This is a genomic window from Micromonospora krabiensis (genome assembly GCF_900091425.1).
In the GTDB taxonomy this organism is placed as follows: Bacteria; Actinomycetota; Actinomycetes; order Mycobacteriales; family Micromonosporaceae; genus Micromonospora; species Micromonospora krabiensis.
The window spans coordinates 323,770-346,738 of the sequence record NZ_LT598496.1 but is presented as its reverse complement, the minus strand read 5'-3'; the positions used below and the strand labels follow the sequence as shown (position 1 = coordinate 346,738).

The window sequence follows — 22,969 nt, the reverse complement described above, 5'->3', positions numbered from 1 at the left end:
ATGCATTGTCCGGCGTTGTTTGTCCGACGACCGCGTCGCTACCGGTCAACGCATGCGCAGTCCACGGTGAACGCGGCGAACAACCTCGGTCGCCGCCGAGACGCTCCGGTCAGCAGATTTGGGTTAACCCTCGTCGATTTCGCCGCACGAGCGAGCCTGGGATGCACCATCAGCGATTCGGCTTTCACCCTGTCCACCCTTCGAGAACAGGATCTGCGTGAATCAAACCAAAAGTACGGTCCGCACGCGCAGCGGCGTACTCGCGTCGCGAGTGGTTGTCGCCCTGGCGGTGACGCTGGGAGCCTCCCTGAGCACTGCGAGCCCCGCATCGGCGCACACCGCCTATCCCGGCCTTCACACGCTCTGCAAGGAGGCCGCGCCATGCATCAACAGCGGCAATCTGGTGCGCTTCTGGCAGCGACACCTCTGGGCGGATGAGGGCTACAGCGACATCGACGGCGCGTTCGGCGTAAACACACACAACGCCACTGTCCACTGGCAGCAGATCTACAACGCGGCACACTCGGTCGATATCGACGTCGACGGCTGGGTGGGCCCGGAAACCTGGAACGCGGCAAGCCAGAACACCGTGTGGGGCTACCACTTCGACAGGTCCGACGGCACCTACCTGTACTACACGTACTACGGACGTAAGGCGGGCCGGACCTTCCTCATTCGGGACAGGATCTCGGACGGGGTCACCTGGTTCAAGATGCCCGGTGCCACATCGTGGACCGACACGAGCCACGGCAGCTGAGCGCTCGCCGGAGACATCAGTAGGAACCGTCAACTCGCCGCACCGCGAACGACGGGGGGGCGCCGGCGCGGCCGATACATCGACGCCTGACCTGGACAAGACTGCATTGAACGGAGATTCGATGAAACGCCTGGTAGCACTGTGCACGATGCTCGCGGCCGTATTCGCGGGCACGCTCGTATCCGCCAACCCCGCCTACGCTCGCAGCCAACCCGAGTGCGAGTCCTACACGTACGTCAGCAACCAGGCGGGCCACCAGGTCGCCGCGCCGATCGGCAAGTACGGCGTCCTGCCGTGCTCGCTGCTCTGGGGTGACGGCGGGCCAGGCACGGTGGCCCTGCAGTGGGCCCTGAACGACTGCTACCTCGCGCCCGCGCGCAAGACGCTGCTTGTCGACGACGGGTCGTTCGGCCAGTTGACGTTCAACGCGTTGAAGTTCGCCCAGGCCCAGGAGAACATCACCTCGGACGGCCAGTTCGGGCCAGTATCACGCGCGTCGCTGAAGTTTCCCGCCCTCGCGGGCGGCGGGGCCAAGACCTGCGCCCGTCTGGGGCGCCCGATCGTGTAGTGGTCGCTCGCCGACGACGTGTCGGTGGTGCGTCGCGGCGAGTTGACCGATGAGACGTTGGTGGTGATCACGCCACTGCATCCCAAGCTGGGTGGGCGCGGAAGCGGTGGCGGGATCACCGTCAGGTCATCGACGGGATCCCGCACCTAGGCGTACGTCCCACACCCAGCCCGCACGGCGACGAGCGGACGGCGCCCCGTACCAGCGCGGGCTACCTCGTGATGACCGATCCGGCGGGAGACGAGTTCTGCGGTGACTGCACGACGGGGAACGTCACCCCGGTGAGGTCTTCGGAGACAGCCCACAGCCGCTGCTGGACGGCTACGTCGTACGACTGCGGGCTGGAGGTGACGAGCCGGGGGTGGCCCATGACCTCGAAGCGTCCGCCGGGGCCGTAGTACTGGCCGCCGAGCACGGCGGGGTCGGTGGCGGCACGCAGCGTCGGCAGCGCGCCCATCGCCGGCGTCTGGGTGATCAGCGGCGCGAGCCAGGTGAGCGGAAGCCGGAGGGCAGTCGGGGTGTTTCGGGCGAGCTCGGTGCTGGACAGGCCGGGGTGCGCGGCCACCGCGACGGTGGTGCCGTGCGTGGCGAGCCGGCGCTGCAGCTCGTAGGTGAACATGAGGTTGGCCAGCTTGGACTGACCGTAAGCGGCGACCCGGCTGTACGACCGCTCCCACTGCAGGTCGTCGAAGTGGATCGCGGCCCGGATGCGGTGGCCGGTGCTGCTGACCGTCACCACGCGCGAGCCGGGCAACGGCAGCATCAGGTCCAGCAGCAGCCCGGTGAGCGCGAAGTGGCCGAGGTGGTTGGTGCCGAACTGCAGCTCGAAGCCGTCCCGGGTGGTCTGCCTCGGGGTGTACATCACGCCGGCGTTGTTGATCAGCAGGTCGATCCGGTCGAACCGGGACCGCAACGCCGCCGCCGCGGTCCGTACGGAGTCGAGTGAGGTCAGGTCCAGCGCCTGCACGCTCACGTCGCCAGTCATGCGTGCCGCGGCCTGCTCGCCCTTCTGCACGTCGCGCACGGCGAGCACCACGGACGCCCCGTGCTCGGCGAGCGCCTTGGCGGTCTCGTACCCCAGCCCGGTGTTGGCCCCGGTCACCACGGCCACCCTCCCGCGCTGGTCCGGAATGCTCTCCGTGGTCCACTTCTCGCTCATGTACGGCTCCCAACCAGATAACGTACCGGGGGTATCTTGTGCCGACGACGCTAAAGTACTTCTGGTACGTTGTCAACGTACCGCAGGTACTTAAGTTAGGCTGGGGATCGTGACTTTCCAGCGGGCGCGCACCGAGGAGCAGCGGGAGATCCGTCGACGGGCGATCCTGGACGTGGCGTCGGCGATGCTCGACGAGATGCCGGTGGCCACCCTCACTCTGAACGAGCTCAGCCGCCGGGTAGGCCTGGCCAAGCCGAACGTGCTGCGCTACTTCGAGTCTCGCGAGGCGGTGCTGCTGGAACTGCTCGACCACTTCCTGCAGGAGTGGCTGACGGAACTGGCGGGCGAGCTGGCCGCCGGCGTCGACCAGGACCTCCCCATGGCCGGGCGAGCGGCGGCGGTAGCCGAGATCCTCAGCCGCTCACTCTCCGGCCGAGTCGTGCTGTGTGACCTCTTCGGGGCGCAGGGCAGCGTCCTGGAGCACAACGTCTCCCTCGAGGTCGTAGCCCGCTACAAGCGCGCCTCCCTGGAGCGCCTGACCACCATGTCCGCCCTGCTCCAGAAGTACCTGCCGGAGCTGGGTGACAGCGCAACGCTGTTCAGCCTGCAAACCATGGTCCTGGCCGGCGCGCTCTCGGCGTACAGCACTCCCCCACCCAGCCTGCAGGCGGCCTACCAGGCCGAGCCCGACCTGGCCCGCTTCCACATGGAGCTGAAGGACTCCCTGAAGCTGGCCCTGACCGCAAGCCTCCTGGGCGTGCTACCCCGTCGCTGACCTGCGTTGCAGTGGCCGAGTGAACGCCTCTGCGGGTGCGCGACGGCGGCAGAGCCAGAGCCCGCACCCGTCAGGCAGGCGGTGCGGTGGCGACCGATCGGTGGCCGCCGTGCGAGGCGACCAGCGCGTCGGCCACCGTCGCGGCGTCCGCCTCGGCGACGTCGGCGGGATACTCCGGCAGCAGGTCGTCCCAGACGACCAGCCAGGATCCGAGAAGCTGCGCCTGACCCTGCGGCCGCGCGAAGAACCACACGTGCAGGTGAGCCGCGCCGTCACCGAGCCGGTAGACGTGGGCGCGCGCGATGTGCGGCAGGGCCTGCACGTGGCGGACGATTCGCGTCGTCAGCAGCCCCAGCTCCGCGGCGAGATCGTCGGGAAGATTCGCCATGTCGTAGTGGTCGCGCGGGTACAGCATCAGCACCAGCGGCACGCCCACTCCGCCGACGCGGGCCAGCCGCCAGCGATCGTTGAACCAGATCCCCTCGTCGCGCTCCTGACAGACCCGGCACTGCGCAGGGTCCTCGCCGTGCCGGGCGGGCTCGGGCAGCACCGGCGGGCGCAGCGGCGCGACACGCAGACCATCCTGCTCGAACGGGCTGATGTCCCATCCCGTCATGCGCGCCAGCGGAAGCCGCCGCTCGGCGTCGGCGACGGACACCGCGTGGTCGTAGAACTGGTCCGGAGGCAAGGCCATGCCGCGAAGGCTAGTACAACCAAGATCGCATCGCTGTCGTCGCCACTCCCTGGGCTCCCGTCACGGCCGCAGGCATGGACTGCATGGTCCATGTAGTCACCCGGAAGAGGCGTCGGTTCGATAGCCACGCAGCCAGCTATTCGGCGGGCCGGACGCCAGCTTGCCCTGGACGCTATGGTCCAGTTAACGTACGGCGAGAGGCGGGCGACCACGTTTCTCACGGAGAGGGCACGTCACCATCGGGGCGCTCGGTGACGATGACCCATGAGCGGGTACCCCATCGGCATCCACGGGCCGGTCGGAAGCACGGATGGCGGCCGTCTCGCGCCTGTCCGGCCACTACTTCGGAGGGGCGCATGGCAGTGATCACACGCGGTTTCGGCGGCCGCAGACGCGACGACGCCGATCTCCCACCGGGCCAGTACCGCACGGACGACTTCCCGGTGCTGTCGGCGGGACCGACACCACGCATCGGGCTCGACGACTGGGAACTGGCGGTCATCACCGAGACCGGCGAGCGGAGCACCTGGTCATGGTCGGAGTTCATCGCCCTTCCCGCCGACGAGCCGACCGTGGACATCCATTGCGTCACGCACTGGTCGAAGTTCGGCACCCGCTGGCGGGGCGTCTCCCTGGACACGTTGCTGGCCGACGTCGACACCGCCGCCGAGTACGTCGTCGCCCACTCCTACGGCGGCTACACCACGAACCTCCCGCTCGAGGACCTTCTCGACGGCCAGGCCTGGGTGGCGTACGAGTTCGGCGGCGAGCCGCTGGTTCCGGTGCACGGCGGGCCCGCTCGTCTCCTCGTTCCTCATCTGTACTTCTGGAAGAGCGCGAAATGGCTGCGCGCTCTGGAGCTGCGTCTCGACGACGAGCCCGGGTTCTGGGAGACGGCCGGCTACCACAACTATGGCGACCCGTGGCGCGAGCAGCGGTACCAGGAAGACTGACCTGGCAGCCGGCGACCGTCGCGGCCACCCGGGCGCAGGCCGCGACGGCGCGGTCGTTGGTCCTCGACGCTGCGGAGCCGGGTGACCGGCTGGAGATCCGCGGGCCGCTCGGCGGCTGGTTCGTACGCCGACCCACCGATGCGCGCCCGTCGTTGCTCATCGGTGGCGGGTCGACGTCTCCGACGCCGATGAGGCAATAGTCCGAGGGGCACCCCCGGCACTTCATCCGACCCGACTGGCCCACACCCAGATCGCTGACCAGACGCGAGACTCAGGAGACAACATGGCGGACAACGCCGAGGACATGATCACGTTGACCGGTACCGAGCAGGATTCGGGGAGCTCGCACCTGTCGGGGGGCAGCCCGCCCGACGCGGAGGACCTCGTCATCGCCAACAACCGCGCCGGCGGCATCTACGAGGCGACGATAGGGGGCCGGACAGCCGCAGGGCTCGTCTACCGCGAGGTCGGGAGTCGCGTCATCCTGTTGGCGACATCCGTGCTGCCCGAGTTCCGGGGAAAGGGAGTAGGCGCCAGGCTCATCGGCGGCGTCCTCGACGAGCTGCGCATGCAGGGAAAGACCGCGACCGTGACGTGCCCGTTCGCGACAGCATTCGTCAATGCTCATCCGGAATGGGCCGACGTTCTTGATCGCCGCGCAGTCCGCTCATAGCCCCGCAGCGCGGCAGCTGCCGCGACACGACATCATCTGAGCCGTTCGAGCACCTCGTCGGTGGTGACGACCTCGCCGAACCGGGGCAGGACCACCGTCAGTGCGTGCTGATGTTCGTCGGCGGTCATGCCGCTCATCGCATCGGATGCGAAGATGACCTCGAACCCGTGATCCGACGCGGCGCGCGCGGTCGACTCGACGCCCATCGTCGTCGCAATACCGGCCATGACCACTGTGTCCACACCGCGCTTCCGCAGCCGGTCGGCCAGGTCCGTGCCATAGAACGCGCCGATGGTGTGCTTCACCACGGCGATGTCGCCAGGCTGAGGCTGCATCTCCGGGACGAACCCGCTGCCGGGAGGCTGCTCGGCGACGCCCGGCCGATCCACCCGGACCAGTACGACGGTGCCGCCGGCCGGGCGGAACGCCGTCACCAGACGGCTTGCACGGGCCACCACGTCGGCACCCTTGTAGGGACCCATGTCCTGCTCGACGATACGCGGCATCAGGTCCACAACGATCAGCGCGGTACGTCCGGCGGCGAGAGGTTTGGTAAGGGGTGAAGCCATTCTGTGACCCTAACAGTTCGGCAGGCCCCACCAGCCACGCCCCAGCCGTACGGTGAAGGAATGACGCCAGCCGGAAGACGTCGACACGGCTGACACGGATGCCACTGGGGATCGTTGTTACACAGACGGGTCCCAGGCGATGAGCTGGTCGAAGATGCGATGCTCGCCGTCCAGCTCCAGCATCGGCGAATCCGGCGGTATGCGGCCGTAGAAGAACAGGACGAGGTCACTGGCACTGCCCCGGGCGGAGGCGTCGGCCGTGTCCGGGTCCTCGCTGGCAGCCGGCGCGCCGAGGCGGGCGGCCCGTGCGCCGTCGCGGGACAGCCGAAGGCGCCACGAGCGGCCCTCGGTGGCGTGGTAATCGACGACGGCGGGTTCGTGCGGCCAGGCGACATCCGTCGAGCAGAGGGTGAACTGGCAGTCGTCGAAACCGTCGAGGGCCACCTCGTCCGGCAGCGGCTCCGGGTCCCCCGTCGTGAGTTGGACATCGTAGGTGTGAACCGCGATCTCGGGAACCTGACGCCGAGCCCACGCACCGGAGGTTTGCGGTGACTGGGAGTCGCCCCACCACGTCCAACAACCGCGGTCCGGGCCGGCCTCGCGCAGCGCGCTCGTCAGTTGCTCGATGGACTCGGTCCACCAAACCAGGAGAGCCTGGCGCTCCCGAGGCGCGCCCGTGCCGTCGTCCCAAGCCGACTTCTCCGGGGGCGCGTCCGCAGGCCCTGCCGCGACGATGGCGGCCGCCTTCCGGCGGCCGGCGCCCACGTGTTGCACGAGATCGAACAGCGTCAGCTCGGGATGGGTCGGAACCTGCATGTCGAGGCTGGGCGCCGCGGCGACCGCGGCGCGGAAGGCGGTCGACCGTTCGTGGATCAGCCGCAGATGATCAGCGAACGTGAGAAGTTCGTGCACCGCGGCTTTCTATCAGTGCGCTGCGACAGCCGCACAGCGATTTTCGCAGCCGGCGAGGGGGCACCGCGACGCTAGGGTGCCTCTGGTGTTGGACCTGCACCGTCACAATGAGAAGGGCTCGCTGATCCACAGGAGAGCCGGACCTGTTCCTGTCCCGAGTCCCTCACGGACGAACGCGGATGATCGTCTTCCCGGTGATCCGCTTGGTCGGGTTGAGAGCGGCGACGGCGTCGTCGAGGGCCGCCACGGTGCCGATGTTCGTCCGCAGCCGGCCATCTCGCACCCGCTGGACGATTTCCGCCAGTTGGGCCCGATCGGACGTGACGACGAAATCGACCACCAAGCCCTCCGCGGGCCGCGCTTCGGGCGGCCCGACGACGGACACCAGGGTTCCTCCGGCTCGAATCAGGCCGGCGGAGCGCTTCCCGATGTCGCCGCCGATGACATCGAAGACCAGATCGACGCCACCGACGGTTTCGAGGGCGTCGTTCTCGAGGTCGACGAACTCCTGCGCGCCGAAGTCGAGCGCGTTCTGACGGTCGGCGGCGCGCCCGGTGCCGATGACGTGGGCGCCGAACTCACGTGCGAGCTGCGTCACCATCGAACCGACCGCGCCGGCGGCACCGTGCACGAGCACGCTCTGCCCCGCCTGCAGGCGGCCGTGCTCGAACAGTCCCTGCCACGCGGTCAGCCCAGAGATCGGCAGGCTCGCGCCCACGGTGAAGTCGACGTCTCCGGGCAGCGGCGCGAGGTTGCGCGCCTCGACGGCTACATACTCCGCGAGGGTGCCGTCGCGAGTCCAGTCCGTGAGGCCGAACACCCGCTGCCCCACCGACAGTCCCGTCGTGCCGTACCCGAGTGCGCTGACCACTCCGGCCAGCTCGTGCCCGGGAACCGACGGTGTCCGGTCACGGCCGAGGCGATCGGTCCAGGTCGAGGGCCACGACATCTCCGTCGGGACGAATCCCGACGCATGAACCTGCACGACGACGTCGTTGATCGCCGGTCGCGGCTCGGGCCGCTCCACCAGCGTCATGCCGGCCGTTCCGGCAGCCTCGTCCGTCACCACAATCGCCTTCACCCGGAACCTCCTGGTCTCCAGTCCTCGTCCGCACCGTCACGAGGAGCAAATTCGGTTTCCGCGCATCAGCCCCGCCAGGCCTCGTCGCCTCGCCACCCTGATCGGTAGCGGTTGGGGCGGGAGGGGTGCCGCTGGCAGTGGCGGAGTCCGAACTCGGCACCGGAGGGCAGGTCGGACAGCTGACGACAACCGGAGGCATCCGGTCGGACGTCCCGAACCTAGTCACGGCCAAACTGGTCTGTCAAGTCCATAGTCTGACGGACGCCGTGATCTTGTTGACCGGTAAAAGGCCCAGCTCGAACTCCATATCGAGGCACCCACTCAAGGCTGATCAGGGCCAGGCTATCTGGACTGTCCAGTCCATGAGATGTAGGTCTCGCGGGAATACAACCGGCCCGGGAAGCGTCTGTATCTGCGTGTCCAGGTGGGCTTCACCTGGTCCGCCAACTTCGCGTCGCAACGTGAAGGAGAGTTGTGCCCCAGCAGACCCCGTACCACAGGAACCCGGAAGCCCTTTCCCGGCTCGACCCGGAGCAGTACCGCGTGACCCAGCAGGACGGCACCGAGCGACCGTTCGCCAACGCCTACTGGGACAACCACGAGCCCGGCATCTACGTCGACGTCGTGTCTGGCGAGCCGCTGTTCGCGTCGGTCGACAAGTACGACAGCAACTCCGGCTGGCCGAGCTTCACGAAGCCGATCACGAAGAGCAACGTCGTCGAACGCGAAGACTTCAGCCACGGGATGATCCGGATCGAGGCCCGCTCGCTGCACGGGGACAGCCACCTCGGCCACGTCTTCAACGACGGCCCCCTGGACAAGGGCGGGCTGCGCTATTGCATCAACTCCGCGTCGTTGCGGTTCATCCACCTCGACGACCTGGAAGACGCAGGGTACGGCGAATACCGCACCCTGTTCAGTGACACCAACGCTGGCACCAACACAAGCAAGGAGACGACGTGACCACCGAGAAGGCAATCCTCGCCGGCGGCTGTTTCTGGGGCATGGAGGAGTTGTTCCGTCGCCAGCCCGGCGTCGTGTCCACGCGCGTCGGCTACAGCGGTGGCGACGTCCCGAACGCCACCTATCGGAACCACGGCAGCCACGCCGAGTCCATCGAGGTCGTTTACGACACCGAGAAGACCGACTTCCGCGCACTGCTTGAGTTCTTCTTCCAGATCCACGACCCCTCGACGAAGAACCGCCAGGGCAACGACATCGGCACCAGCTACCGCTCGGCGATCTTCTACACCAGCGACGAGCAGAAGCGGGTCGCCGAGGACACGATCGCCGACGTCGACGCCTCGGGCCTGTGGCCCGGCAAGGTCGTCACCGAGGTCACCGCGGCAGGCGACTTCTGGGAGGCCGAGCCCGAGCACCAGAACTACCTGCAGAACTACCCCGACGGTTACACCTGCCACTTCCCCCGCCCCGGGTGGAAGCTTCCGAAGCGGGCGACGGCCTGACGCCTCCGGCGCGCGGACCCCGAGTCCGCGCGCCGGCCGGCGGGCCGGCTCGGACGACGAGCCGGCCCCGCAGGGGTGCGGCCTCTTCGGCGGGCTGCCCTCGACACGTGGCCGAACCCCGGACTGAATAGGACTGGATAGTCCAAGAAAACGCTCGCCCCCAAGACGGCCTAATGCCAGCGGCATCACCGTTCGGCGAGCCGAAGACACATAGGTTCACCCTTCACCTCGGGATACGACATGACACTTGATGGACTCCATGGTCCCATTGTCCCGGGATTATCCGGCCCGCTGGATACACTTCACCGATGAGCGACGAGCAGGTGGCCGCGCCGACGAATAGGCGGAGGATCAGCCAACGGGGCATCGCCACCCGGGAGCGAATCCTCGAGGCAGCGAACCGGCTGATGCTCGTGCGCGGAGTGAATGCGACGACCCTTGACGACGTCCGCGAGGCAAGCCAGACGAGCAAGTCTCAGCTTTACCACCACTTCGCCGACAAGCAGGACCTCGTGCGCGCGTTGGTCAAATATCGCGGCGCGCTCGTGCTTCAGCGCGAGCGCGCAGGGCTCGAACGACTGAGGTCATTCTCAGGGCTGGTCCGGTGGCGCAACGCGCTGGTCCAGGCCAACTCGCTGAACAACGGCAAGTACGGGTGCGGCCTCGGGTCGATGACTCTCGAGCTGTCCGACCAAGATGAGCAGGCTCGATCGTCTCTGTCGGAGACGTTCGCGGCATGGGAGAAGCTGATCAGTGATGGCCTGCACCGGATGCGCGACAGCGGTGCACTGCGCCAGGACGCCGAGCCGGAGAAGTTGGCCACCGGGTTGATGGCCGCCCTGCAAGGCGGCTACTTGCTGGCGAACGCCGCGCACGACGTCGCACCCATGGAAGTCGCGCTGGACATGGCACTGGAACACATCAAGTCGTTCCTCGTGGAACCGTCCGGTGAGCCGATCCCGTAATTGGGCCCATTAGTCGCGATCAGGCCGCTCACGGCGGGTGTGGGCGCACACCCCGAGGCGACAGTGCGGAAGCCGCGGCCCAGCCGACCCTAACGGACCATCTGGTCCATTTTCGGACCGACGCTGATCGGGCCGCGCGCCGGGCACCTCGGGGTGGGCCGCGCCTCAATTGAGCTAGAGTCGCTGCGCCGCCATGGCCAACCAGGACCGAGTAGCCCCGGGAGTGGGGCGGCAGGTTGGACTATTTGGTCCGCGAAGGCTAGCCTGCGGAGGCACCTGGTCGCGGGGTGATCCGCCTGGCCGCAGCCCTGCTCAGAGCACCGTTCGGCTGCTGCTGGACCTCGGACGCCCAGACCGTCACCCGCATTGGCTCCAGACAGAAGGCACAGCTCATGAAGACCGACCATGATCACGTCGTCGCATCCGCCCGAGTTGTCCTTCCGGCCACTGAACGCCGGCGCACGGACATGACCACCCGCGGCTTCACGTTCGTCGCCGACGAACCGCACAACGGCAAACTCGGCGAAGGCCCGACGCCGACGGAATACCTGTTGATGGCGCTCGCGTCGTGCACTGCTCAGACGCTGCGGCAGTATGTCGACTACAAGTACGACACCGCCGGTGACATCACCGTCGAGATCGACTACCACGAGCCGGAGCAGGAAGGCGCAGAGCGTTACCTCCAGCGCACGATCACGCTCAGCGAAGAACCTGACCCCGACGACTTGACGGTGATGCACGAGATCGCGGAGAGGTCCCCGGTGACCCTGCTGATCCAGTTCGCCTGGAGCGTGCGGACGGAGTTCGTCGGACCGCGCTGACATCAGGCCGCTCGCTGCGATCATGGCGTACGGCGAGCGGTTGCCTTGCGCCCCGGACGGCGACAGTGTTCCGGACGGCGACAGTGTTGCCGTCGGCCGCGGTAGCGAGGCAACCGATCAGTACCGAACCGAAGGTCGCGTGCCCTTCGCGGCACGCGACCCGGCTATCCGTGCTGGCCCGGCCAGCGCGTCGGAAGGTGACGTGTGACCGAAACCAAGACCGGCCGAACGATCTGGAAGCGGAACCTGACGTCGCCGCTGCGAGCATTTCTGCGAATTGAGTCCGGCAGCGCGGGCGTGCTCGTGGCCGCCATCGTCGCCGCACTGCTCTGGGCCAACATCGACCTCAGCTCCTACGAAGCCGTATGGCGTACCCCCTTGTCCCTGCGCCTCGGGGACCTCGAGCTCTCCCGCGACCTGCACACCTGGATCAACAGCGGCCTGATGACGCTGTTCTTCCTCGTCGTCGGCCTTGAGGCGCGGCGCGAGTTCGACCTCGGCGACCTACGCGACCGGCGACGTTTCGTGCTGCCCAGCGTGGCCGGCGTGATCGGCATGCTGATCCCGGTGCTGATCTTCCTGGGGATCAACCACGGCGGACCGGGCGCGCATGGCTGGGGTGTGGCCATGTCGACCGACACCGCCCTCGCGTTGGGTCTGCTGGCACTGCTCGGCCGGGGTGTACCCGACCGGGTCCGGATCTTCCTGCTCACCGTGTTCGTGGTCGACGACCTGATCGCACTCCTCGTCATCGCCCTGGTCTACAGCGATGACATCAAGGTCACGCCCATCGTGGTGGCCGTGGCAGCGTTCGCGGTCATGCTGGCCATCCGCGCGGGCGGCGTCCGGCGGGGTTGGGCGTACGTCCCGGTCGCCGTCGTGATGTGGGGCGCACTGCTGGTCAGCGGAGTCGACCCGGTGGTGGCCGGGCTGGCCATCGGGTTGACCGCGTTTGCGTACTCTCCCGGTCGAGCTGAGCTCGAGAAGGTCAGCGGACTGTTCCGGTCGTTCCGTGAGCAACCGACGCCGAAGCTCGCGCGTACGGCTTCGATCGGCCTCGTCAATACGCTGTCGCCCAACGACCGCCTACAGCGGATCTACCATCCGTGGTCCAGTTACGTCATCGTGCCGCTGTTCGGCCTGGCCAACGCCGGCATCAGCATCGACGGTCCGTTCCTGGCCCGGGCCTTCGCGTCGCCTGTCACCTGGGGCGTGCTGCTGGGGTACGCCGTCGGCAAGCCGCTCGCCGTGATCGGCACCTCGGCCGCGCTCACCTGGATCTCGCACGGGCGTATCCGTCCGGCCGTGGGCTGGGCGGGTGTGCTCGGTAGCGGCACGATCGCCGGTGTCAGCTTCACGGTGTCGCTGCTGATCGCCAGCCTGGCCTTCACCGGCGACCTACTGGCCGAGGCCAAGGTCGGGGTGCTCAGCGCCGCGATCGTCTCCTCGGCGCTGACCTGGATCGCGTTCCGCATCACCAACGCGTTGCCCCAGGACAAGCGCATCCGGGCGCTCTTCGGCGACCTGACGGAGCTGATCGACCTCACCCCGGAGGTCGACGAGAAGCGGGATCACGTCCGCGGGCCAGCCGGCGCGTCGGTAACGCTGGTGCAGTACGGCGACTTCCAGTGCCCGTACTGCGGCAAGGCCGAACCGGTCGTCCGGCAGTTGCTGGGCGACGCCGACCTGCGTTTCGTGTGGCGTCACCTGCCGCTGTCAGACGTGCATCCGCAGGCCCGGCTGGCCGCCGAGGCCGCCGAAGCAGCAGGTGCTCAGGGCAAATTCTGGCAGATGCACGACCTGTTGCTCGACCGCCAGGACAAGCTGGACGTCAGTGATCTCATGAGGTACGCCGACGAACTCGGCCTGGATCAGGAACGGTTCCACGACGATCTGGTGGGCCAGGCGCACGCCGGCCGCATTGACAGCGACATCGACTCCGCCGACAACAGCGGGGTTTCCGGCACCCCGACGTTCTTCATCAACGGCCGTCGCCACTACGGCGCCTACGACATCACGGCCTTGACCGCGGCCATCCGCACGGCCCGAGCCCGGGCCCGCCTCGGCCGCGAGGCACCAGAGATCCCATGAACGCACTCTGTCGACCCGACGGCACGCTCGCGCACGTTGTCACGGACGTCTGCGCACCACCACCTGCTGCGGCGTGCCCGGTTCCGCCTTGGCGCCGCTGCGGACAAGCCACAGGGTTGGCGGCCAGGCGGCGAAGAAACCGATGATCAACCCGAGCTGAACGATGAACCAGAACACCGGACTACTAGGCTGCAGGGTCTCGTGGAACACCACGAACTCCATGACCGCCAGCCAACCCAGTAGGGCGAACTCGAAGACCGATACGCTCAGCAGGTCTCCCCGGAAGAACCTCCGTATCGCAGCCCGCGCTCTCCGGCCGCCCGCGCCGGCCTCGGTGAAGTAGCGGAAGGCGATGCCTGTCAGCACTGCGAAGACGTAGTCAGCGATGAATTCGGGCCACAATCTCTTCTCCAAAATTTCGAGACTGAGGCTGAAGACGAAAAGAGTGCCCACGATGGCGCCAATCAGGCAGTGCGTCGCACAATGCAGGGTTTCAATTATCGTGCCAGCATGCGGTGGCCTCCGAGGCGGGGTGCGATGTCGCCTCAGCCACCGCGGAGACTGGGGCCTCCCCCACTGCCGATAGGCCAGGACGGCTGCCGGGCCGAAGTAGAGGGCGCTCGCCGGCCAGACGACCTCCATAACCTTGGCCGGCTGGTGGTACCTCAGGACCAGATGATCGACAACGATGACGACGGTGCTGGCTAAGCCCACTATGAGCACAACCCACGACAGCACCACGAGCCATGTCGGCTGCAGAATCATCTCCCTTCATCCCAGGCCACCTGACGTGATGCCGGTGCGGGGATACGCCGAGTTCTGCCTCCCCATGGCGGGCAGCAGCGCTGACCGGGTTACGAGGCGTCCCGTAATGTCCGCGGCTCACGTGGGGTGGGCCCAGGCGGGGCCTTTCGACGGGGCGGCCGCGCGCAACGACTCGCCAGCTGTCAGGACAGCGGCGCCGAGAAGCACCGCGTCCTTCAACAGGAATTGCCCCAGCTGAGAGAGGCTCAATATCCCCTCCCCCTGCTGCCGAGCCTCGGGCGTCGTGGCCAGGAAGCTGAGGGTGGTGAGGAACATCCCGATCGCCCCGAAGCTACCGATCGCCGACGCTCTGGGCGCAAGCGGCTTCGCGGCTATCAGAGAGCCCACACCGATCTCCGTGACCCCGATGAGCCTGTTGAGCCGTTGTTTGCCCAGCTTCGCGTGGAGCCGCGAGAACAGCGGACTCGAGCTGACCAGCGGCTCGTCGTTCTCGACCTCGTACGGCTTGAACTTGAGCGCACCGATCCACAGGATGTTCGTCGCCAGTGCGTAACGCAGGACCGAGAAGCCGACGGAGGCGAGCTCATCGGCGTTGGTGTGTCGGGTGCCCATCGCTCGCTCCTCGTGCGCGGTGTCGACGGTCGACGTGCTCGGGGCCATTACCCGCTGGGACCAGCAGCACGCACCGAAGGCGCGAGTCCGGTCAGCCGGGGTTGACCTTTCCACCACCGGGGATGTCGTGGTGACCGACAGGAGGTCACCTCGTGGATACCAGGATCCAGAACGCCAGACTGGACGCGACGTCGAACGAGCAGCTCATGGCTCTGGCAAATGCCGGCGCCGCGGCCTTCGGCCATACCGCCACACTCCAGGTGGACCAGGCCCTGGCCCAACTTCTGCGGTTACGTGTCGCGCAGATCAACAATTGCAGCTACTGCCTTCTGGTGCACCACGCCGCTGCCCGCACCGCCGACATCCCGACACCCAAGGTCGAGACGCTCACCGCGTGGTGGGAAACGCACCTGTTCACCGAGAAGGAGCAAGCCGCGCTCGCCTATGCCGAGGTGCTGACCCGAGCCGCCGACGCCACCGTCGACAACCGGCTTCAGGAGGCACACGACAGGGTGGCCGCGCACTTCACCGAGGACGAGATCCTGGAGATCGTGGCCGTTGTGATCAACATGAACATTTGGACACGACTCAAACTCGCCGAGGGCGCCATGCCCACGGCGACGCCTGTCCTGTGACGTCACCCGACGGGCCGGGGAAGCCCTGAGCAGGAGGGTCGTGGCGCCGTCATGGCCCTGTCGGCCCGGCGCGATCACGGTCACGGTGGCCAGCCAGTCGGGCAGGCGTGCGCCCGGATCTGGTGCCACGGGCTGTGCGGGCGCGTCGTCCTCTCCTGGCCACACTCTTACTGTTTTACTATGATACTAGTGAAGCAGTAAGGGGCTACCGTGTTCATCTTCCGGCTCGACACCCACTCCGGCGTGCCGCCGTACCTGCAACTCGTCCAGCAGGTCCGCCAGGCGGTGCTGCTGGGCTTTCTCCAACCCGGTGACCGCCTTCCGCTCATCCGCGAGGTGGTCGAGGACCTGGCGATCAATCCGAACACCGTCGCCAAGGCGTACCGGCAGCTGGAGCAGGAGAACCTGGTCACCGGTCGGCCCGGCCAGGGCACGTTCGTCAATGAACAACAGTCGGCCGTGATGCCGGCATCGACGTACACGTCGCTGCGCCGCGGCCTGGCGACCTGGCTGCGCCGCGCCTACGCGGCCGGCCTCGACGAGCAGGCGGTCAACGCGCTTTTTACCTCCGTCCACCAGCAGACGAGGAACGAGGACGTGGCGTGACAGCGACCGAGTTCGCGCTGCGCACCGACGCTGTGGGCAAGCGGTACCGGAAGGGCTGGGCGCTGCGCGACTGCAGCCTGGCCCTGCCGACGGGCGGCGTCATCGCCCTGGTCGGGCCGAACGGCGCGGGCAAGACCACGCTGCTGCGCCTGGCCGTCGGGTTGCTGGCACCGAGCACCGGCACGCTCGAGGTCCTCGGCCACGATGTCACCGCCAGCACCCCGCAGACTCTGTCCCGGATCGGGTTCCTGGCCCAGGACCACCCGCTCTACAAGCGCTTCACCGTCGCCGAGATGCTCCGCTTCGGCCGGGCCTGCAACCTGCGGTTCGACCAGGGTCTGGCCGAGCGCCGGCTGGCGAAGCTGGGCATCCCGCTCGACCGCAGGGCCGGTACGCTCTCCGGCGGCCAGCAGGCCCAGGTCGCGTTGGCTCTGGCCCTGGCGAAGCGGCCGGACCTGCTTGTCCTCGACGAGCCGGTGGCCAGCCTCGACCCGCTGGCCCGGCACGAGTTCCTGCAGGTCCTCATGGGCGCGGTGGCCGAGGGCGGGGTGACCGTCCTGTTCTCCTCCCACGTCGTGCACGAGCTGGAGCGTGTCTGCGACCACTTGGTCGTGCTCAACCACGGCCGGGTCACGCTCACCGGTGACATCGACACCCTCCTCGCCGAGCACCGGCTGCTCGTCGGCCCGCGCACGGCCACCGACGTCGACCGGGCCGACGCCGTCGTGGAGGCCGTCCACAGCGACCGGCACACGACCCTGCTGGTACGCGACGGCGGGATCCCGGCCGCACCCGGGTGGCAGGCCCAGCCGGTCGCGCTGGAGGACCTGGTGCTGGCGTACCTGCGTCGGCCGTCCGAGCCGAGCGCCGCGCTCGTGTCGGGGGTGGCAGCCTAATGACTGAGTCAAGCCGTGAGAGCGTGAGTGAGTCGGTAGGGCTGTCGGGTGCGCAGGATGGCGTGCAGGACGTTGATGCGTCGGCGGGCCAGGGCGATGAGGGCTTGGTGGTGTCGTTTGCCTTCGGCGCGTTTGCGGTCGTAGAAGGCGCGGCTGGCCGGGTCGCGTTGCAGGGCGCAGAACGCCGATTGGTAGAAGACCCGTTTGAGGGTTTTGTCGCCGCTGGTAGCGCGGCGCAGGTAGTGGACCTTGCCGGATTGCTGCAGGACTGGTGCGAGGCCGGCGGCGCTGGCGAGTTGGTCGCCGGTGGGGAATCGGGTGATGCCGCCTGCCACGGCGAGGAATTCGGCGGTGAGGGTGGCCCCCATCCCGGGCAGGGACTGGATGAGGGCCGCGTCAGGGTGGCGGTCGAGAGCGTCGTGGATGCGCTTGTCCAGGTCGGCGAGTTTGTCCCGGCAGGCGAGTACCTCGCGGGCGAGGTCGCGGACGATGTCCGCGGCGACGGCTTCGCCGGGCACGGTGACGTGTTGGGCGCCGGCGGCGGTCAGTGCCTTGTCGACCAGGGCGTCGATCACGGTGCTGTGGTGCCGGCCGGTGGTGCGCAGGTACTCGCTGATGCGGCGTCGGCCGGCTCGGCGGATCTCGGTCGGCGTGACGTAGCGGGCCAGCAGGGCCGTGTCGACTTTGTGGGTGGGGTCGACGACGCGCTCCAGACCGGGATGGATCGAGGCGAGCAGATCCCGCAGCCGGCCGATGCGGCGGGTCTGGTCGACCACCAGTTCCCGGCGGCGGCCCACCAGCAGCCGCAGCTCGCTGCCGGCTTCGGTGGCCGGTTCGACGGGACGCAGTTCGTCTGCGCGCAGCCGGATCTGATCGGCGATGACCTTGGCATCGCGCGGATCCGACTTGTGCTCACCCCCGCGGGTGGCACGGCGAGCCCGGTTGACCGCAAGACCGGAGACATGCACCAGGCGCAGGCCAGCGTCGACCAGCATGACCTGCAGCAGGCCGGCGATGCCACCGAGCACGTCGATGGCGACCGTGGCCGGCCCATACTCGGCCTGCACGGCTCGGATGTCGTCGATGAGCACCTGGATCGCCGACGGATCGTTGTCGACTTTCCGGCTGGCCAGGACCCGCCCCGTCTCGCTGTGCACGAGCGCAGCCCAGTGGAACTCCTTGGCCACGTCCACACCAACCGCGACCGCCATCTGACTCCCTTCTCCCGTCGTGGACACGCGCACGCTCTTGCCGCCGTCAACGCCCTACACAGCGATCAATCGCAAAGCCCAATCAGCAGTCAGCAAGAGCAGACGAGACAGGCGGCGATGCCACCCTCGCCATGGTCGGCAGCCAGCATGAAAGCCATACCTGCCTCGCCCGCGTCAGCCCGTACGAATACCACCGTCGGGCTCGCAATGAAAGGTAGGGCGGCATGACGTGGTTGATCTGGCGCCAGCACCGGACCGAGGTCTGCGTCCTGGGTCTGCTTGTCGGCGTGTTCGGCATTGCCCTGATCGCGCTCGGGACGCAGGCCCACGACCTGTTCCCCGGCGGTCCCGCCCGGTGCGCGGGAGAGGCCGGTATCAACGATGCCTGCGCGGCCTCCTTCCGCCGGCTCGACGAGGAGTACGGGTACGTCGAGAACCTCCTGGCGGCCTTCTATCTGGTCCCCGTGGTCATCGGTGCGTTCCTCGGTGCGCCGCTGCTCGCGCGCGAACTGGAGGACGGCACCTGGCAGCTCGCCTGGACGCAGGCCGTGCCGCGGATGCGCTGGCTGGCGGCCAAGCTCGCGGCCCTGGCCGGGGTCACCGTCACGCTCACCGGGATGTTCACCGCGGTGCTCACCTGGTTCCGTCAGCCATTCGACGCGTGGGAAGGGCGGTTCCAGTACGACGCCTTCGACCTGGAGGGACTTGTTCCGGTGGCGTACGCCCTGTTCGCGTTCGGCGTCGCCACCGCCGCCGGGGCGATCCTGCGGCGCAGCCTGCCCGCGTTCGGCGTCGCGTTCGGGGCGTTCCTCGCCGCCCGGATGTCGGTGGCGCTGTTGGCCCGTCCCGCGTACGCCACGCCGCTCACCAGCATGGAGCCGGTCCCTGTCGGCGGCTCGAAGGACCACGCGGGGCACCGGTCCGTGCCCAGCAACGCGTCCTGGATGATCGAACGCGGCTACGCGGACGCCACCGGGCGCAGGCTGAGCTGGACCGAGTACTACGAGCTGGAGGGCGCCGCCAACCGGGCCGGCACCAACCTCAACCAGTTCCTGCACGCGCGGGGCGTCCAGCAGTTCGGGGTCTACCACCCGGCCGACCGGTTCTGGACGTTCCAGATCATCGAGGCGGCCCTGTTCGTCGCCGTCGCGGCGGTCCTGATCGGTGTGGTGGTGTGGCGGGTACGGCGCCGCATGGTCTAGTGCCCTGACCACAAACGTTCACGGTGTCGGTTGACCGGCTGTCCGGCCTTTCCGTCCGGGGGCGTGTCGACGTTCACCCTGCCGACACGACATAGACACGTAGGCATTCGCTGATAGGCTGCTCTCGCCTACCCCTGGGGAGAGACACCGAAGTGAAGAGACTGTCAAGCGCCGCGTTCGTGCTCGCGCTCTCAATGGGAATCGCTATCGCCCCGGCGGCGTCTGCCTACGCCGCCACGGACAGGAGCGGGGCGGAACGGCTGAACATCCCGAACAGCAGTGCGTGCAAAGCGGGTCGCACAGTCATGCAAGGCATGGTGGCAGGGCCAGGCGGCCAGCTTTACATCATTTTCACCAAGGCTGCCGGTGCGGAGCCCGTCCTGTCCAGGTGGTTGCGCGACGGCTCAACCTGGGACGGCACCAGCTGGGTCTGCGCCGGGGCGCCAACCTCCATCCCCACACTCGGCCACGGTAATGACCTCGCCTACAACTCGAACTATCTGGGCCAGGGCCCTGCCTTGATTGCCACCCAAGGGAGCCAATCGGCGTTTCTGAGTGACAAGGTGACAATCGTACGCCTGAACGCCGATGGATCTATCGGCACGACCGGGGAAGTGCGTCTACCAATAGGCAACATCAGCGGCCTCTGCTACAGCGCGACGGCTGCCGGCGGAGCCGGCAAGTATGCTGCCCGGCGGTTGGGTAGCCTGTGGACCCATCCCGGCGCCGGTGCGCTGACGAGTGGTTGGACGCTGGTGAAGAGCAATCTGACGAGTCACGATAATCGTTCCGACCAGGGCATCGACTGCTCTGAGAACTATGTCTGGAACACCAAGTCGATCAACACCTCGACGCCCGATACCGGCTGGAACTGGGTGTACCAGTACAACTGGTCCGGAGGCGATGTGGAGAGCGACATCGGAATCCCGGGGAACAACCTGACCGACGAGATCGAAGATGTCACCCATGTGGGGAGCGAATTCTTCGTCGGCGTCAACCGGAACGACGGGCTTGCCGACTCCGTGAAGGTGTTCATCGAGTAAGTAAACGGTCGCGGTACTGCCGGGCGTGTGAGCAGGGCGGTCCCGGCGCCGGCTCGGCCCAGCCCGATGGTGGCGTCGCCGTGGATCCGTATCGCAGGCGACGCCTGACCGGCCGGAACACCCGCAGATCAGATACGAGCCGAGCTGTCAATAAGCGAATCCGGATTGGGTCAGGCCACAGGCCGCCCGCAACTTCAAGGCATTGAGATTCCCGTCTCTGCCGGCAGACTTCCTGGCCGAGAGGAGGGATCAGTTCTATGCTTGCCGCCGGAATGCGCTGCGGCGTATCCAGTCCGAGCGAAACACCAATGCGAGGATTTGCGAATGCGCCGAGATTCTGCTCTGAGCGACGGCACCGCTGGCGTCAGCGACGTCACACGGAACGGCGCAGCGCCGACTTCTACCGCGGAGGGCGCCGCACGCCGATCCGCGGTCGCCGAAGAACAGGCGTTTCTCGACCTGGCCACGGCCCGGCGTGACCGGTTGGCCGAACACCTCCAGGTCGAGCTGTCGGCAGCGGCCCGGGACCCGTTGGAGCGGGCCCGGCAGCGCATGCTCCGTCATCAGTACGACGAGCTACGGCGAGCACGCGACGGCCTGGTCTTCGGCCGCCTCGACGGTCTTGACGGCACCGTGCGACACGTGGGCCGCGTCGGTCTCCGCGAGGACGGCGAGGACGGCGAGCCGCTGCTGGTGGATTGGCGCGCTCCGGCAGCTCGGCCGTTCTACACGGCGACGGCGGTCGACCCACAAGGTCTGGCACGGCGCCGTCACATCCGGACGAGGGGATCGACCGTTGTCGGCGTGGACGACGAGCCACTGGACGGGACGGTAACGGCGGATCTCGTCGGTGAGGGCGCTCTGCTGGCCGCCCTCGACCAGCGGCGTACGGGCCGCATGCCGACGGCGATCTCGACGCTGCAACGCGAGCAGGACGACATCATCCGGGCCGAGGCGAGCGGTCCGCTGATCGTTCAGGGCGGTCCCGGCACCGGCAAGACCGTGGTCGCTCTGCACCGTGTCGCCTATCTGCTGTTCGCGCACCGGACGATGGCGGACCAGGCGGTGCTGGTGCTCGGTCCCTCGCCGCGGTTCCTCGAGTACATCGCCCAGGTGCTGCCCGCGCTCGGTGAGACCGCCGTCGTGGCGGCGACCTGTGACAGCCTGCTGCCCGGCATCCAGGTGGGTCGCGACGAGAGTCGACTTCTCGCCGAGATCAAGGGCCGCGCCCTCTGGCAAATCGCGCTCGAAAGCTACGTCACGTCGCTCCTCCCCCGACCCCGCGAGCTGCGGCTGCGCTGGGCGGGCGAGTTCTACGTCATCACCGCCGCGACGGTGGCACAGGCGCTCGCCTCGGCGGTGCAGGGACGCCCCTACCACCGCGCCCGCGCGGCGTTCGCCGAGCAGTTGCATCACCTGCTCGCCGAGGTCGTCGTCGAGCAGCGCGAGGCGCTGATGGACGAGATGGAGGAGGGTTTCGAGGACATCCTCGCCCGCGTCGACAGGGACATGCGGCATGACCACCACTCCGGCAGGACGTCCACCGGCAGTGACATCGACGGATTGCTCTCCGAGGAGGAGATAGAACACCTGCGTGATCGGATCGCCGAGAACGCCACCATCGCCCGGTTCGTCGAGGCCTGGTGGCCGACCCTCGACGCCGAGACCCTGCTGGGTGAGCTCCTGACCGATCGCACTCTGCTCGCCCGGTTCGCCCCGCAACTGTCCCCGGAGGAGATCGCCGCTGTCTCAGCCGAGCCCGCCGGATGGGCATCGAGCGACATTCCCCTGCTCGACGCCCTAGCCGAGCTACTCGGCGAGGTCCACGCCCCGCAACCGCAGGGCGAGTTCGTCGCCGACCGCGCGCGCCGGCAGCGCGGCTGGGTGTACGGCCATGTCGTCGTCGACGAGGCGCAAGAGTTGTCCGAGATGCAGTGGCACATGGTCCTACGGCGCTGCCCCAGTCGATCCATCACCGCCGTCGGCGACATCGACCAGGCGGAGGCGGCGCACCGGCACACCAGCTGGGCACAGGCGGTACACGCTGTTCTCGGGGATCGCTGGACCGCCGCGGAGCTGACCATCTGCTACCGGACCCCACGTGAGGTCATGGCCCTCACCGAACCGGTGCTGAAAAAGGCTGGCAGCCACAACACGTCGCCGCGGGCGGTACGCTCCTCCGGCGTCGCGCCCTGGGAACTCACCGTCACACCCGCCGAGCTCGCCGGCACCGCCGCCCACGCGGTGCGACGGCTGCAGCAGCGGTGGCAGGGCGGAACGGTCGGCGTCATCGCCCCCGCCGAGCGCATAGCCGAACTCCTGGCCGTGCTGAGTGATGTGCCCGTGCTCACCGCAACGCAGTCCAAGGGGCTGGAGTGGGACGCCACGCTCCTCATCGACCTCCACGGCATCGCCGACGAGCCGCGCGGCTGGAACGGCCTCTACGTCGCGCTCACCCGATGCACCCAGGAACTCGGTCAGCTGATCGTCACGCGGCGATCGCCGCACCCATGAC

The 22,969-nt window shown here is 67.9% G+C and carries 23 protein-coding genes and 1 pseudogene; 16 read left to right on the top strand and 8 right to left on the bottom strand.

What is annotated here, in order from left to right; genetic code table 11:
• The first annotated feature begins 217 nt into the window (after window positions 1-217).
• Together GA0070620_RS01470 and GA0070620_RS01465 are read left to right on the top strand one after the other, a co-directional pair.
• Window positions 218-757 (top strand): peptidoglycan-binding domain-containing protein, encoded by a 540-nt coding sequence (locus GA0070620_RS01470; protein ID WP_157741497.1) that lies wholly within the window; start codon window positions 218-220, stop codon window positions 755-757.
• 121 nt (window positions 758-878) lie between these two features.
• Window positions 879-1,325, top strand: coding sequence for a peptidoglycan-binding protein (locus tag GA0070620_RS01465; RefSeq protein ID WP_157741496.1), 447 nt, complete (start codon window positions 879-881; stop codon window positions 1,323-1,325).
• A gap of 211 nt (window positions 1,326-1,536) precedes the next feature.
• On the opposite strand, the gene GA0070620_RS01460 is transcribed toward GA0070620_RS01465, so the two are convergent.
• Window positions 1,537-2,484 (bottom strand): SDR family NAD(P)-dependent oxidoreductase, encoded by a 948-nt coding sequence (locus tag GA0070620_RS01460; RefSeq protein ID WP_091587800.1) that lies wholly within the window; start codon window positions 2,482-2,484, stop codon window positions 1,537-1,539.
• Between the two features lie 109 nt (window positions 2,485-2,593).
• On the opposite strand from GA0070620_RS01460, the gene GA0070620_RS01455 reads away from it, so the two are divergent.
• A complete protein-coding gene (locus GA0070620_RS01455) occupies window positions 2,594-3,259 on the top strand; it encodes a TetR/AcrR family transcriptional regulator (RefSeq protein WP_091587798.1) in 666 nt (221 codons plus the stop codon).
• A gap of 70 nt (window positions 3,260-3,329) precedes the next feature.
• Here GA0070620_RS01455 and GA0070620_RS01450 read toward each other — a convergent pair whose 3' ends face one another.
• Window positions 3,330-3,953 carry a hypothetical protein gene (locus GA0070620_RS01450; protein WP_091587796.1) on the bottom strand — a complete coding sequence of 208 codons (624 nt, stop codon included), beginning with the start codon at window positions 3,951-3,953 and terminating at the stop codon, window positions 3,330-3,332.
• A gap of 356 nt (window positions 3,954-4,309) precedes the next feature.
• On the opposite strand from GA0070620_RS01450, the gene GA0070620_RS01445 reads away from it, so the two are divergent.
• Window positions 4,310-4,906: a sulfite oxidase-like oxidoreductase gene (locus GA0070620_RS01445; RefSeq protein ID WP_091587793.1), complete on the top strand. Its 597-nt coding sequence runs from the start codon at window positions 4,310-4,312 to the stop codon at window positions 4,904-4,906.
• 283 nt (window positions 4,907-5,189) lie between these two features.
• Window positions 5,190-5,579: a GNAT family N-acetyltransferase gene (locus GA0070620_RS01440; RefSeq protein WP_091587791.1), complete on the top strand. Its 390-nt coding sequence runs from the start codon at window positions 5,190-5,192 to the stop codon at window positions 5,577-5,579.
• Window positions 5,580-5,611: 32 nt separating this feature from the next.
• On the opposite strand, the gene GA0070620_RS01435 is transcribed toward GA0070620_RS01440, so the two are convergent.
• From GA0070620_RS01435 to GA0070620_RS01425, 3 genes are all read right to left on the bottom strand, one after another.
• A complete protein-coding gene (locus GA0070620_RS01435) occupies window positions 5,612-6,148 on the bottom strand; it encodes an isochorismatase family protein (protein WP_091587788.1) in 537 nt (178 codons plus the stop codon).
• A gap of 117 nt (window positions 6,149-6,265) precedes the next feature.
• Window positions 6,266-7,060: a maleylpyruvate isomerase N-terminal domain-containing protein gene (locus GA0070620_RS01430; protein WP_091587786.1), complete on the bottom strand. Its 795-nt coding sequence runs from the start codon at window positions 7,058-7,060 to the stop codon at window positions 6,266-6,268.
• Window positions 7,061-7,223: 163 nt separating this feature from the next.
• The gene (locus GA0070620_RS01425) at window positions 7,224-8,141 is read right to left on the bottom strand and encodes an NADP-dependent oxidoreductase (protein ID WP_091587784.1); all 918 of its coding nucleotides are present in this window, start codon (window positions 8,139-8,141) and stop codon (window positions 7,224-7,226) included.
• 474 nt (window positions 8,142-8,615) lie between these two features.
• Here GA0070620_RS01425 and msrB point away from each other — a divergent pair, with 474 nt between their 5' ends.
• The 5 genes and pseudogenes from msrB to nhaA form a co-directional block, all read left to right on the top strand.
• Window positions 8,616-9,104, top strand: coding sequence for a peptide-methionine (R)-S-oxide reductase MsrB (gene msrB, locus GA0070620_RS01420; RefSeq protein WP_091587782.1), 489 nt, complete (start codon window positions 8,616-8,618; stop codon window positions 9,102-9,104).
• Entirely contained in the window at window positions 9,101-9,607 is a 507-nt protein-coding gene (gene msrA / locus GA0070620_RS01415; protein ID WP_091587779.1) for a peptide-methionine (S)-S-oxide reductase MsrA, read from the top strand. Before msrB ends, msrA begins: the two co-directional genes overlap by 4 nt.
• A 308-nt stretch (window positions 9,608-9,915) precedes the next feature.
• Complete coding sequence (locus tag GA0070620_RS01410; RefSeq protein ID WP_091587776.1) at window positions 9,916-10,572, top strand: TetR/AcrR family transcriptional regulator; 657 nt, start codon at window positions 9,916-9,918, stop codon at window positions 10,570-10,572.
• Window positions 10,573-10,859: 287 nt separating this feature from the next.
• Window positions 10,860-11,393 carry an OsmC family protein gene (locus tag GA0070620_RS01405; protein WP_231922132.1) on the top strand — a complete coding sequence of 178 codons (534 nt, stop codon included), beginning with the start codon at window positions 10,860-10,862 and terminating at the stop codon, window positions 11,391-11,393.
• Between the two features lie 204 nt (window positions 11,394-11,597).
• Window positions 11,598-13,480: pseudogene (nhaA, locus tag GA0070620_RS01400) on the top strand (Na+/H+ antiporter NhaA); the annotation flags it as partial.
• A gap of 43 nt (window positions 13,481-13,523) precedes the next feature.
• Here nhaA and GA0070620_RS01395 read toward each other — a convergent pair.
• The gene (locus GA0070620_RS01395) at window positions 13,524-14,249 is read right to left on the bottom strand and encodes a DUF4396 domain-containing protein (RefSeq protein ID WP_091587771.1); all 726 of its coding nucleotides are present in this window, start codon (window positions 14,247-14,249) and stop codon (window positions 13,524-13,526) included.
• Between the two features lie 117 nt (window positions 14,250-14,366).
• A complete protein-coding gene (locus tag GA0070620_RS01390) occupies window positions 14,367-14,861 on the bottom strand; it encodes a YkgB family protein (RefSeq protein WP_091597768.1) in 495 nt (164 codons plus the stop codon).
• A gap of 152 nt (window positions 14,862-15,013) precedes the next feature.
• On the opposite strand from GA0070620_RS01390, the gene GA0070620_RS01385 reads away from it, so the two are divergent.
• The 3 genes from GA0070620_RS01385 (at window position 15,014) to GA0070620_RS01375 (ending at window position 16,998) form a co-directional block, all read left to right on the top strand.
• Window positions 15,014-15,496 (top strand): carboxymuconolactone decarboxylase family protein, encoded by a 483-nt coding sequence (locus GA0070620_RS01385; RefSeq protein ID WP_197677517.1) that lies wholly within the window; start codon window positions 15,014-15,016, stop codon window positions 15,494-15,496.
• Window positions 15,497-15,706: 210 nt separating this feature from the next.
• The gene (locus GA0070620_RS01380; protein ID WP_091587769.1) at window positions 15,707-16,102 is read left to right on the top strand and encodes a GntR family transcriptional regulator; all 396 of its coding nucleotides are present in this window, start codon (window positions 15,707-15,709) and stop codon (window positions 16,100-16,102) included.
• Window positions 16,099-16,998, top strand: a complete 900-nt coding sequence (locus GA0070620_RS01375; protein ID WP_091587766.1) for an ABC transporter ATP-binding protein — start codon at window positions 16,099-16,101, stop codon at window positions 16,996-16,998. The genes GA0070620_RS01380 and GA0070620_RS01375 overlap by 4 nt, the downstream gene beginning before the upstream one ends.
• 8 nt (window positions 16,999-17,006) lie before the next feature.
• On the opposite strand, the gene GA0070620_RS01370 is transcribed toward GA0070620_RS01375, so the two are convergent.
• The gene (locus GA0070620_RS01370) at window positions 17,007-18,209 is read right to left on the bottom strand and encodes an IS110 family RNA-guided transposase (RefSeq protein ID WP_091587764.1); all 1,203 of its coding nucleotides are present in this window, start codon (window positions 18,207-18,209) and stop codon (window positions 17,007-17,009) included.
• Between the two features lie 224 nt (window positions 18,210-18,433).
• Here GA0070620_RS01370 and GA0070620_RS01365 point away from each other — a divergent pair, with 224 nt between their 5' ends.
• From GA0070620_RS01365 to GA0070620_RS01355, 3 genes are all read left to right on the top strand, one after another.
• Window positions 18,434-19,411 carry an ABC transporter permease subunit gene (locus GA0070620_RS01365; RefSeq protein ID WP_091587760.1) on the top strand — a complete coding sequence of 326 codons (978 nt, stop codon included), beginning with the start codon at window positions 18,434-18,436 and terminating at the stop codon, window positions 19,409-19,411.
• Between the two features lie 152 nt (window positions 19,412-19,563).
• Window positions 19,564-20,454, top strand: coding sequence for a hypothetical protein (locus GA0070620_RS01360; protein ID WP_091587758.1), 891 nt, complete (start codon window positions 19,564-19,566; stop codon window positions 20,452-20,454).
• Window positions 20,455-20,619: 165 nt separating this feature from the next.
• Window positions 20,620-22,968 carry a HelD family protein gene (locus tag GA0070620_RS01355; protein WP_231922122.1) on the top strand — a complete coding sequence of 783 codons (2,349 nt, stop codon included), beginning with the start codon at window positions 20,620-20,622 and terminating at the stop codon, window positions 22,966-22,968.
• Window position 22,969 lies beyond the last annotated feature (1 nt).

Coding starts and splice junctions, on each gene's coding strand:
- GA0070620_RS01465 (WP_157741496.1), top strand. CDS start 879: ATGAAACGCCTGGTAGCACTGTGCACGATGCTCGCGGCCGTATTCGCG.
- GA0070620_RS01460 (WP_091587800.1), bottom strand. CDS start 2,484: ATGAGCGAGAAGTGGACCACGGAGAGCATTCCGGACCAGCGCGGGAGG.
- GA0070620_RS01450 (WP_091587796.1), bottom strand. CDS start 3,953: ATGGCCTTGCCTCCGGACCAGTTCTACGACCACGCGGTGTCCGTCGCC.
- GA0070620_RS01445 (WP_091587793.1), top strand. CDS start 4,310: ATGGCAGTGATCACACGCGGTTTCGGCGGCCGCAGACGCGACGACGCC.
- GA0070620_RS01440 (WP_091587791.1), top strand. CDS start 5,190: ATGGCGGACAACGCCGAGGACATGATCACGTTGACCGGTACCGAGCAG.
- GA0070620_RS01435 (WP_091587788.1), bottom strand. CDS start 6,148: ATGGCTTCACCCCTTACCAAACCTCTCGCCGCCGGACGTACCGCGCTG.
- GA0070620_RS01410 (WP_091587776.1), top strand. CDS start 9,916: ATGAGCGACGAGCAGGTGGCCGCGCCGACGAATAGGCGGAGGATCAGC.
- GA0070620_RS01395 (WP_091587771.1), bottom strand. CDS start 14,249: ATGATTCTGCAGCCGACATGGCTCGTGGTGCTGTCGTGGGTTGTGCTC.
- GA0070620_RS01390 (WP_091597768.1), bottom strand. CDS start 14,861: ATGGGCACCCGACACACCAACGCCGATGAGCTCGCCTCCGTCGGCTTC.
- GA0070620_RS01370 (WP_091587764.1), bottom strand. CDS start 18,209: ATGGCGGTCGCGGTTGGTGTGGACGTGGCCAAGGAGTTCCACTGGGCT.
- GA0070620_RS01365 (WP_091587760.1), top strand. CDS start 18,434: ATGACGTGGTTGATCTGGCGCCAGCACCGGACCGAGGTCTGCGTCCTG.